Source organism: Agaribacillus sp. DX54 (genome assembly GCF_056858335.1).
This window is the reverse complement of record NZ_JBXEQE010000046.1, coordinates 25639-37695: the sequence shown is the minus strand read 5'-3', so window position 1 is coordinate 37695 and position 12057 is coordinate 25639. Positions and strand designations below refer to the sequence as shown.

8 protein-coding genes are annotated in these 12057 nt (G+C 44.3%); 4 read left to right on the top strand and 4 right to left on the bottom strand.

All coding sequences use genetic code 11. The annotated features are described in order from the left end of the window. Together AC04NP_RS28335 and AC04NP_RS28330 are read right to left on the bottom strand one after the other, a co-directional pair. Positions 1 to 1410, bottom strand: a 1410-nt coding sequence (locus tag AC04NP_RS28335; protein ID WP_482863457.1) for a hypothetical protein, incomplete at its 3' end; no start/stop codon positions are given. A gap of 15 nt (positions 1411 to 1425) precedes the next feature. After that, on the bottom strand, positions 1426 to 1956 hold the full coding sequence (locus tag AC04NP_RS28330) for a SprB repeat-containing protein (protein WP_482863456.1): 531 nt from the start codon (positions 1954 to 1956) through the stop codon (positions 1426 to 1428). Between the two features lie 361 nt (positions 1957 to 2317). Here AC04NP_RS28330 and AC04NP_RS28325 point away from each other — a divergent pair, with 361 nt between their 5' ends. Further along, the gene (locus AC04NP_RS28325) at positions 2318 to 2881 is read left to right on the top strand and encodes a ferritin (RefSeq protein ID WP_482863455.1); all 564 of its coding nucleotides are present in this window, start codon (positions 2318 to 2320) and stop codon (positions 2879 to 2881) included. Positions 2882 to 3035: 154 nt separating this feature from the next. On the opposite strand, the gene AC04NP_RS28320 is transcribed toward AC04NP_RS28325, so the two are convergent. Then, a complete protein-coding gene (locus AC04NP_RS28320) occupies positions 3036 to 4292 on the bottom strand; it encodes a DUF819 family protein (RefSeq protein WP_482863454.1) in 1257 nt (418 codons plus the stop codon). Positions 4293 to 4981: 689 nt separating this feature from the next. On the opposite strand from AC04NP_RS28320, the gene gltB reads away from it, so the two are divergent. Together gltB and AC04NP_RS28310 are read left to right on the top strand one after the other, a co-directional pair. After that, positions 4982 to 9418: a glutamate synthase large subunit gene (gene gltB / locus AC04NP_RS28315; RefSeq protein ID WP_482863453.1), complete on the top strand. Its 4437-nt coding sequence runs from the start codon at positions 4982 to 4984 to the stop codon at positions 9416 to 9418. Between the two features lie 53 nt (positions 9419 to 9471). Next, positions 9472 to 10881, top strand: a complete 1410-nt coding sequence (locus AC04NP_RS28310; protein WP_482863452.1) for an FAD-dependent oxidoreductase — start codon at positions 9472 to 9474, stop codon at positions 10879 to 10881. Positions 10882 to 10916: 35 nt separating this feature from the next. Here the strand turns inward: AC04NP_RS28310 and AC04NP_RS28305 are convergent, their stop codons facing one another. Then, entirely contained in the window at positions 10917 to 11078 is a 162-nt protein-coding gene (locus AC04NP_RS28305) for a T9SS type A sorting domain-containing protein (protein WP_482863451.1), read from the bottom strand. 174 nt (positions 11079 to 11252) lie between these two features. Here AC04NP_RS28305 and AC04NP_RS28300 point away from each other — a divergent pair, with 174 nt between their 5' ends. After that, positions 11253 to 12050, top strand: coding sequence for an FRG domain-containing protein (locus AC04NP_RS28300; protein WP_482863450.1), 798 nt, complete (start codon positions 11253 to 11255; stop codon positions 12048 to 12050). Positions 12051 to 12057: the final 7 nt, after the last annotated feature.

Genomic DNA, 12057 nt, shown 5'->3' with positions numbered 1-12057 from the left:
TGCCACAAGGTTGACAGGGGCGACATCTTCGCAAAATGGACCGGCGGGGGTGATTGTCGCGTCTGGTAAAGCATTGACAACAATAGCTTCAGTATCTGTATCAATACATCCATTGCCGTCATTTATCTCATAGGTAATTGTATGAGGTGATAACGCCGATCCGGCTACAGATGGGTCGAAGGTACCATTCGCTCCATCCGTTATCCCGGGACCGGACCAGGTACCACCTGGCGTCGCCGCTACCAGGTTGACAGGGGCGGCATCTTCGCAAAATGGACCGGCGGGGGTAATTGTCGCGTCTGGCACTGCATTTACAACAATGTCTTCAGTATCTGTACCAATACAGCCATTCCCGTCTGTTATCTCATAAGTAATCGTATGGGGTGATGATGCCGATCCGGCTACGGATGGGTCAAAAGTGCCATTCACCCCATCGGTTATACCGGGACCGGACCAGGTACCACCTGGCGTCGCTGCCACAAGGTTGACAGGGGCGGCATCTTCGCAAAATGGACCGGCGGGGGTAATCGTTGCGTCGGGCAAAGGATTTACTGTGACCGTAGCGCTACCATTTAAAGACGCCTCGCATCCATTGGCATCGGTCAACGGTCCCAGCAGATTATATGTGGTGTTGGCTCCGGGACTTACAAGAATAGGATCACCACTGTTGTATCCGTTAATTGTTCCTACGCCATTATCAATTGTAATGTTAAAAGGACCGGTACCTCCTGAAATGATCACTGTCAAATTCGTATTTTCGCCTTCGCAAATTGTAGCATCACCCGATAGTGTTGCTACAGGACTATCTTCTACAACCATATTGTTTAAAGATGCTGTACATCCATTGGCATCCGTTACATCTACGGAATAAGAGCCCGGTGCAAGACCGGTTGGAGATAACTCATCGTCCAATATCGCCGTTGGGCCACTCCAGACCAACGAATAAGGAGCGGTTCCGCCGGAAACACTTAAATTAATCGCACCCAGAGAAGGAGGACAAACATCGGTTATACTATCAGCTATAATTAAAATGGGCTCGGTATCATTTATTACTGTGAATCCATTTACCCTATTGCCTAGACTATCCTCCACAGCCACAGTATAGTTACCAATACCGGAACCATTTCTTCCATCAGGCAAACCTGTAAAGGTATGGGTAAATGGCCCTGGGCCAGGGCCATTTTCTTTATAGGTTAAAAACAGAAAATCTGGACCTAAAATGGCTACACTTAACGGAAGATTACCACCATCAAATTCGACTGTCAGTGTGGCATCACTAACCCCGTCGCAACTTGCCTTTGTGGTTGAAATATTAATAATAGATGGCAACTGAGCAAAAGCATTGTGGCTTCGAGCCAAACCAAATACCACGGTTAAACCAACTAAAATATGCCTGAATTTGAATTTCATAGACTAAATATTACCTCAATCTTCCTTTGCAACTATCTGGTGCTGCCGGGTTAACATACAACTTTTACTATCCTGCACCACCAATAAGTAATCTCCAGGTAAAGCATTAGTTAAGACATGAGTGCCAAAGTTTTGAATTTCCGGCCCAAACCAGTAATATTTATAAGGTGGTGCCCCCCCCGACGCATCGACGGTAAGCCGATAATTTCCATCAGACTGACGCTCATGCTTTATATTTTCAATTTTAAAGGTCGAAATAGCCCTGTATTCGGTTGAAAATTCGGTTTCACAACCTCTCTTATCTGTTACTTTTACCTGGAAAATGCCGTTATCAGTTAATTCTATGGAATTTGACTGTTCGCCGGTATTCCATAAATACTTATAAGGTGGAAAGCCACCGTTAACCCGCACAGTTAAATCCGCGCTATTCTTTCCCGTACAATAATTATGAATCAATTCATGGGAGATCTTCAAAGGGCAATCCTGCGAATAAACCCCGTAATAAATCCCCATTATTGTGAACAGAAAGCAAATCAAAGTTTGCATATTATATGGTAGTTTAGCTAGAATTTTATATACCTCAGCTTATATCAGACTGTAATTATATGTAGAATCTATTCCATTTTTCATGCAAATAATCCCCAATCATATCCATATGTAAGTATTTAATCATAATTGAAATAGGTCCATTGTGGGAAAGATCGGTTGACAGCTTCTTGGGAAGGGGAGCTGTTAGTTGAGGGTGGGAGGTTGCGGGTTGCAAGATCACGGGTTAACTATAAAGTATATATTGGCCATAGTTTTTTGCTTTAATTTTGATTAAGTATAAATTAGTATAATTATTTATCGGCAAAAGGCGTAAATCTTTGCGCTAATTTTATATTTGCATCATATCAAATATTTACACATGAAAAAACAGATTCTAACCCCGCGAAGATCCATTACCACAGAAATCGAAACGCTTTTGAATCAACAAATTGATATGGAAGGCAAATCATCCGCCTATTATCTTTCCATGGCGTCGTGGTGCGATACCCAGGGTTATGTCAACTCGGCTTCCTTTCTGTATAAGCATTCAGAGGAGGAAAGGCAGCACATGCTTAAACTATTTGGATATATAAACGATGCCGGCGGCCACGCCCTGCAACCTGAGATTATCGGAATCAAACACGAATTCAAGACTTTAAAGGAAGTATTTGAGTCGATCCTGGACCATGAACTGGAAGTTACCAAATCCATCAATAATATTGTAGACCACTGCTTTAAGATCAAGGACTTCACCACTTTTCAATTCCTGCAGTGGTACGTAACCGAGCAACGGGAAGAAGAAACCCTGGCCAGGCGCGCGGTGGAATTATTTGATATTATCGGGGAAGAAGGCATCGGCCTGTGGACCATCGACCAGGAAATCGGCAAACTCGACGGCTTCGCCGCCGAAAGCGGCCCCGATAACCTCGATGAAAATAATTAATGCGTGATTGGCTTTCAAAACACCGGATGTTTTCACCATGCTATCAAAATAACCGATTTCAAAACGGTTGTTTGTGGTTTGGCGTTGGGCTACCAATATTTTGCCCCCATGGGACATTAGTAAATGCTGCCCACACCCACACTCCAACTCACACTCAACTCGCTGCTTGCATGAGTAATGCGCACAGGTAAGCGCCGTAGGTTCCAAGGGCGTAGCCTAATACTGCCAGGAGTACGCCTACCGGTGCCAGGGAGGGGTGGAAAGCGGCGGCGACTACAGGGGCGGAAGCGGCACCGCCAATATTGGCTTTGCTGCCTACGGCAATGAAAAAGTAAGGCGCTTTGATAATTTTAGCTACGGCAAACAGTAATATCACGTGGATCATCATCCAGATCCCCCCTACCATAAACAATCCGGGATTTTTAACCATTTCCTTAATGTCCATTTTCATACCGATGGCGGCTACCAGAATGTAAATAAACACACTGCCCATCTTCGAAGCACCGGCACCTTCCATATTTCTCCATTTGGTGAAGGAAAGCAATAAGCCAAAGGTAGTGGCAATAACCACCAGCCAGAAAAATGACGAATTGAGGCTTAATCTTGAAAGTGCCGGGTAATTTTCCTCCACGAACGGTGCGATTATATCTGCCAGGTAATGGCCCAGCGCCGTTCCGGCAAAAGCAATGCCAAGAATAACCATTAAATCCGCCAAAGAGGGTATTCGGGCAATACCCAGGCTGTAGTTCTCCATTTTTTCCTGCAATTGGGTGATGGATGAACCATCTGCCTTAAAAAAGCGATCGATTTCTTTTGATTTTCCAACCCCTAAAAGTATAAAAAACAGCCAGATTTCAGCGACTACGATATCTACGGTCACCATCGCTGAAAACAACTGATCGGAAGGTTTAAATATTTCATACATGGCCGCCTGGTTGGCACCACCCCCGATCCATGTACCCGCAATGGTCGCCATCCCTCTCCAAACAGCATCTGGCCCTGCCCCTCCTACCAGTTCCGGCGCAAAGCTCGAAACTATCAAAATAGATAATGGCCCCCCAATTACCACCCCGATAGTAGCCGTTAAAAAAATAATGATAGACTTTGGCCCCAACCTGACAAACTCCTTTAAATCAATGTTTAAAGTCAACAAAACCAGGCTGGCTGGTAATAAATATCTCGACGCCACAAAGTAAATCCTGGAATCAGGCTCATGTACAATACCCAATGTATTGAGTAATGAGGGAATAAAATAGCATAATAGCAACGTGGGTACATAGGTATAAAATTTCTTCCAAAACCTCCCCTGGCTCGAGGAAGTTTTGAAAATAAAGGCTAAAATAAGAATCAGTACTCCAAAAATCACCGCATCATTGGTAATTAACGCAGTGGATTGTCCCTGTTGCTCCATGTTGTGTTTCTTAGAATCGGTTAAACGGCTATCTCCCTGTTTATAAACTTTTAGGGAATGCTACCGCAAGAAACTAAAAAAAAAGTAAACCACGAACTCTTCGCGTCTTTGTAGCTACCATATCACTTAATTCCTAACGCAACGCAAGCGTTCGTAGCTTTTGCACGACGTTTTCGACAAAATCCTTTGTGTCTCTTCGTGTCTTGGTGCCTTCGTGGTGAAAAATGGTTAACCACGAAGGCACCAAGACACGAAGAGGCACAGAGGGTTGCGAGAATTTTGGGGTGTGCAACAGCCATCTATGGGTAAAATTCGTGGTAAAAAAAGCCCCATCATGATAATCAAACAGAAAAGATACATGTTTCCGGCACTATCCCCGTTGAGATTTTAACAAAAAAAATGCGATTTAAGCAGAAAAAATAATATATTTTTAATACACAAGCCAATTATTTTAATCAATACAATAATATCTCAAACTCAATAAAAAAAACTCATAAAATTTCCACTTTTGACATAAATTTCGCAATTTCATATTTCGTTCAAATTTTAATTTTGTGGACATCTGACTTTCACATACAATATTTGAACAATGCTTAACTGACAAAATTAACTTCCTCCAAAGTCTGTTTTGTCCATAAAAAGTTAGGCAAGGATGAGTTTTTTTAGCCTGTTTTTGGCAAGTTGTTTTAATGATAAGCGCAAGGATGGATATACTTACTACCTTCAAGGATAACTGTGGGTTTGGATTAATTGCGAATGTAAAAAATCAGCCCAGCCGGCAGATGACCCTGGATGCCATTGAGGCATTAAGCAGAATGATCCACAGGGGAGCCATAGCCGCCGATAAAAAAAGTGGTGATGGCAGTGGTTTTTTGTTTTCAATGCCCCACAAATTCATGCATCGTATTGCCTCATTCAACGGGTTTGATCTTCCGGAAAAATTTGCCGTAGCCATGATTTTTTCCACTTCCGATGAACACCTGGAAGTTTTTAAGGAAAAATGTGACCAAAACGATCTTAAAGTATTGTTTTTCAGGAATGTACCGGTTCATGATGAGCACCTGGGTAAGCAGGCACTGGCCTGTAAACCCAATATTGTGCAGGCATTTGTAGTACCCAACTCGCCTATAGCTACCAAAAGATTCAAAGCCCTTTTATATCTTACCAGAAAGGAAATCGGACACCATTTCAGCGATGACCCCGATTTTTATATTGCTTCATTTTCAGATAAAACCATCTCCTACAAAGGGCTGGTGATGCCCACTAATTTAAAAGCATTTTATCTGGATCTGCAGGAGGAAGATTTTGAGGTGAGCTTCGCCTTGTTTCATCAGCGTTTTTCCACCAATACCCTCCCCAAATGGAGCCTGGCCCAGCCATTCAGAACGCTGGCACACAATGGCGAGATCAATGCGATCAAGGCCAACCGTTTCAATGTTGTGACCCTTTCTGAAGTATTTGAGAGTCCTGTTTATACCCGGGAAGAGTTATCGAGGTTAATGCCTATTCTGTCTGAACACGGGAGTGATAGTGCTTCTGTGGATCACTTCTTTGAGTTTTTGATCCATAATGGTGTTGACTTCTTCAAAGCTGCGCGAAGTATGGTGCCCGCCCCCTGGCAAAATTCCCCGCATATGGATGCCAAATTACGTTCATTTTATGAATACACGGCCAGCAACATGGAGGCGTGGGATGGCCCTGCTGCTTTGAGTTTCACGGATGGCCGGTTTATCGGGTGCATATTGGACAGAAACGGACTGCGTCCGGCAAAATACATCATCACCCATGATAACCGAATTATCATTAGCAGTGAATATGGGGTGCTGGATGTCGATAAACACAACATTGCCGAGCAGGGCAAATTAAAGAGCGGGCAGATGATAGGCGTGGATTTAAGATATGGTGCCATTCTGAAAGACCAGGAAATAAACGACTACATCAAAAATTCGCGTCCCTACACCAAATGGATCAATGACAATCAGGCTTATCTGATGGAGCATGTCGATCGTAATTTTGAAAACTTCGACGACTACCGGTACGAGCACCTGACCGCCCTGCAGCGGTTTCATAATTTTACCTATGAGACCGTAGAAAACATTATCCGGCCCATGATTAAAAATGCCAAAGAAGAAACCGGCTCCATGGGTGATGATACACCGCTGGCCTGTTTTAGCCAGGTTCAAAGAAATTTTACTGATTTTTTCAGACAAAAATTTGCCCAGGTTACCAATCCGCCCATCGACCCCTTACGGGAAAAGGTGGTCATGTCCACCAAAGTCAGCATCGGGGCGAAAAACAATATTCTGAAAGAGCAGGAAGGCAATACCCACCGGATAAGGACCAACAGCCCGGTTTTGTCAAAGGAAAACCTGGACGTTTTGAGGGCATTCGGCACCAAAGGAAGTTCCCTGTTCGATAAGCAATATCTGTGTGAAACTTTTCAGACCGGGTACACACATGATTTAAGAAACTCCCTGAAAGAATTGGCCATGGTGGTGGAAGACCGGGTTTTTAAAAGAAATCTGCGCGTGGTGTTTCTCGATGACCGTGTGCTAAGCCCGGATCAAAAACCTATGCCTATGGCGATGGTGGTGGGTTACCTGAATCAGCACCTGCAAAAGAAAAAAATGAGGAGCAAAGTAACCCTGGTGGCCATTACCGGCGAGGTGTATGACTCTCATTCGTTTGCCGTTTTACTAGCCTATGGGGCTACGGCCGTTTACCCCTACCTTTTGTATGCCAGCGTGCTACAAATACTGGAAAGGGATAAAGACATGCCTTTGAAAGAGAAGAAGCAAGCATTTAAAAACCTGGCCAAAGCGATCAATGCCGGGCTGCTGAAAATCCTTTCAAAAATGGGCATATCCACGATCGAAAGCTACATCAACTCGGGTTTGTTCGATGTCATCGGTTTAAATGAAGAAATTGTAAAGGAATGCTTTAAAAACTCTTACTTTTTGCTTTCGGGATTGAATTATGAAGACGTAGAGGAACGGATTAATCAATACCATAAAAACGCCTACAAACATTTGCTGATCAAAAAAACCTACGCGTTGGAGGTAGGCTCTTTTTACAAATACATGGACAAAGGCGAGTACCATGATTTTTCGCCCGATGTGATTCATTCCATTCATAAATTTGCCAACAGCGGCAGTGAACAGGATTATGGCGTGATCAGGGATCGTATCAATACCCGGGGGCAGAAAATGATCCGCGACTTTTTTAATCTCAGTTCGGACAGGCAACCCATTGATATCGAAAAAGTAGAACCTGTCCAAAACCTATTCAAGCGTTTCAGCTCTGCGGCCATGAGTCTGGGCTCCATATCACCTGAAGCCCATGAGGCCATTGCGGAGGCTATGAACCAAATCGGAGGTATGTCTAACTCCGGGGAAGGCGGAGAGGACGCCAAACGTTTTGGTTCCAAACATAATTCCAAAATCAAGCAGGTAGCTTCGGGCAGATTCGGTGTGACACCTGCCTACCTGAGAAGTGCCGGAGAAATGCAGATCAAAGTGGCACAAGGAGCCAAGCCCGGTGAAGGAGGACAGTTGCCCGGATCAAAGGTATCTCCCTTAATCGCTTCACTGAGATGCACGAACCCTGGCGTAACACTGATTTCCCCTCCCCCTCACCATGATATCTATTCCATAGAAGATCTGGCGCAACTGATATTCGACCTCAAACAGGTTAACCCGGACGCCAATGTCAGCGTCAAGTTAGTCTCCACCGTAGGGGTAGGTACCATAGCAGTGGGAGTAGCCAAGGCATACGCCGATAAAATCATCATTTCCGGTTCTGAAGGTGGCACAGGCGCCGCCCAACTGAATTCGATTAAATTTGCCGGAAATCCCTGGGAAACAGGGTTAAGCGAGGCCCACAATGCCCTCAAGGCCAATAATTTGCGCAGCTCGGTGGAGCTGCAAACAGATGGGGGTTTAAAAACCGGGCTCGATGTGATCAAGGCTGCCGTTCTGGGAGCTGAAAGCTATGCTTTCGGCACAGTCTTATTGTCCACAGTAGGGTGTAAAATCCTCAGGGTTTGCCACCTGAATAAATGCAGCGTAGGCATAGCCACCCAGGACGAAACCCTCAGGGAATATTACACAGGAACTGTTAAAGGCGTTGTCAGCTATCTAACCAACGTAGCGGAAGAGGTAAGGGAAATATTGGCCAGCCTGGGCTATGAAAAGCTGGATGACATCATTGGAAAGACACATTTGTTGTCGGCCATTGATTGCGACCTGGCCAAGAAATTTGATTTTAGCAGCGTGCTCATAAATGTAGCCGGAGAAAACGTGCACGACAAAAAGAAAAATGAGCCCTTCGATAAAAACGAATTTGAAAAAGGCGTTTTGCAGGAATTACAACCTGCCATTGAAGGTAGTTTTCCTATTTCGATAGATAAAGAAATAAAAAATACCAATCGCAGCTTTGGCGCCTACATCAGTGGATATATCGCTTCTTTGTATGGTGACAAAGGGCTTCCCAAAAAAACATTGAATATCGACCTGACAGGTTATGCCGGCCAATCACTGGGCGCTTTTCTCAGCAATGGGATGAGCATCAAATTAACCGGCACAGCCAACGACTACGTGGGCAAGGGCATGCATGGGGGGCAGTTGATCATTGTGCCGGATGAGCATGACCGGGATTTTAGCCTGGCTGGCAATACCTGCCTTTATGGCGCTACAGGCGGAAAATTATTTGTAGCCGGAAGGGTTGGTGAACGATTTGCCGTAAGGAATTCAGGAGCCCTCGCAGTGGTGGAGGGGACCGGGGATCACCCATGTGAATACATGACTGGTGGTACCGCGGTAATTTTAGGCCCTACCGGTTCAAATTTCGGGGCCGGTATGACCGGAGGGGTGGCTTTTGTGTATGACAGGGAAATGGCTTTTACAGATAAAGTCAATCAGGAGTTGATTAAAAAAGAAAGAATCGATACTGATGAGGCGGACGAGGCAAGATATTATTTGCGACGTATTCTAAAAAGTCATCACAACAAAACCGGCAGTCCAACAGCTAAAAGAATTCTCAGTTATTTCAGCGAGGAAATAAGGTTTTTCTGGATGGTCACATCCAAAGATATGAAATCACCCCTTAATCCGATAGAGGGCAACTGATTAGCCCCTGTAAACTTTTTGACAACTATTAAAAGTATAAATAAGAGAAAGAGATGTACGAATTCACGACCATAGAGCGGATTGATCCTTTAAAGAAACCAACCAATGCACGAATAGATAATTTCGAAGAGATTTTTGAAATCTATAAAGAAGAAGAGGCGGGTGTGCAGGCAAGCAGATGTATACAATGCGGGAATCCATACTGCAGTTCTTTGGGATGTCCTTTAAGCAATAATATTCCCCAATGGTTAAAGTTTATCGCAGAAAAAGACCCAAAGCTGGCCTTCGATATATCCAACGAAACTTCTCCTTTTCCGGAAATCCTGGGCAGAATATGCCCCCATAACCGGTTGTGTGAAGGGGCCTGTACCTTAAATGACGGCCACGGAGCTATCACAATCGGTGCCATCGAGGTAGCCGTCACAGAAAATGGATTCGACAAAGGCTACGAAATAGAATTTCCTTCTTTGACAGAAGGTAAAAAGGTAGCGATTATCGGATCGGGCCCTGCCGGATTGGCTTGTGCCACTTATTTGCTCAAAGGCGGCATCAAACCAGTAGTCTATGAAAAAGCAGATCAACCGGGTGGCCTGTTAACTTACGGTATTCCCGGTTTCAAATTAGAAAAACATGCCGTCGACCGCAGGATAGAGATGCTGAAAAATGCCGGCATGGAAATACACCATAAAGTGAATATCGGTGAAGATATCTCCTTTGAAGAAATCTACAAAAGCCATGATGCCGTATTTTTAGGTATTGGTGCTTCGGAGGGAAAAGTGTTGAATTACCAGGGATATAACAGCGAAAACGTATATATGGCCATTCCTTTTTTGACCAACATTCAAAAGAAGCAATTTGGTAAAAAATATGACAGGAAGTTTAATGTCAAAGGAAAGAAAGTCATCGTAGTCGGGGGTGGTGATACAGCCATGGACTGTGTAAGAACCGCTATCCGGGAAGGGGCAACCAGCGTAAAATGCATTTACCGCCGTGATGAAGAAAACATGCCCGGCAGCCATAAAGAGGTGGAAAGTGCCAAGGAAGAAGGTGTGGAATTTATATTTCAAAGAAGTCCAAAAGGTTTTGTAGCAGATCAAAACAATGTGATCAGGGGAATGAAATTTATAGGCACCAAACTAAGTAAGCCTGGTCCGGATGGAAGAAGAAGCATCATGGAAGTGAAGGGTTCGGAAGAAAATGAGTATGCGGAAGTCATTATCCTGGCGCTTGGATTTAACAATGAAAAGCTGGGTTTCCTGCAAGAAAACGGTATTGAAACCAACCAATGGGGGGCCATCATCACAGATGATAAAAACCAAACTACCAAACAGCGCGTCTATGCCGGAGGAGACGGCGTAAGAGGCGCCGACCTGGTAGTGACCGCCGCACTCGATGGCAGGGAAGCCGCCTATAACATGCTGGAAGCCCTGCTTGCCGAGGAGCCAGTGCCTGAGAAGTCATGACGCTTTCCGGGCCTTCGGCCCGGTGTGTCAATCTTTTACTTTGTGAAAAGTATTTTTTCCGTATTAATTATGCTTCCACCCGCTACGAGCCGGTAGAAATACATTCCGGATGGCAATGCTTCAGCCTTAATGACCTCATTTTTGGCCCTTTCCCGGAACGTTCCTTTCAAAACTTCTTTTCCGGAATAGTCTATCAATGACCAATCCTATCCTGACTTACACTACGCATCGTTTCTGGCGTTCTATGTTTCTGACATTCTATCATTGAAGCAGGTATTTCAACCCCTGCCCGGTCATCACCTTACTAAAATCCTAAATTCTTCCTCTTACCACCGTCAGTAACGCTGATTTAATTATTAAATTAGCGTCCTATGATTGAAACACCCACTTTTGAACCCAAAAACTGGAATCACCTCATGGAATTGCTTTTTCATGATTCCTATATGCCCAAACTTAATCGCTACCGCTCCAATTACGCATACAGAGGGCTGGAGGATGCCAGCTACGAGCTTTCTACCACACTCAAAAGACTGGGCCAGGTACATCTGGAAAAGCATCTGCTAAGAAATTTCATCAAATATTCTACCATCCAGGATGACCAAAGTGCTATCTGGAAATGGTTGACTATCGGCCAACACCACGGGCTGCCTACGAGGCTGCTGGACTGGACTTACTCACCCCTGGTGGCCCTGCACTTTGCTACCGCAACTTTTGAAAACTTCGATACCGACTCCCTTATCTGGGCCATTAATTATAAACAAACCCTCGATCAGCTACCGAAAGGAAAGCTGTTAGAAACCTATCTAACAGAAGGTTCCCATATTTTCACCATTGAAATGCTGGATCATTCAGGATTAAAGGGGTTGGAAGGCCTGGAAAAACAAAGCACCGAACCCTTTTGTATGTTTTTTGAACCACCTTCTATCGACGGCAGAATAGTCAACCAATATGCACTTTTTTCAATGATTTCAGATCCTGATTTGACCATCGACAGTTGGGTTGAAAACAAGCAAATCGACCGGTTTAAAATTCTTATTCCTAAAGAATTAAAATGGGAAATCCGGGACAAGCTCGATCAATCCAATATCAACGAACGTGTGCTGTTTCCAGGATTGGATGGATTAGCCTCATGGCTAAAAAGGCAGTATAAAGACATCACCAAACTTTAAACAAATT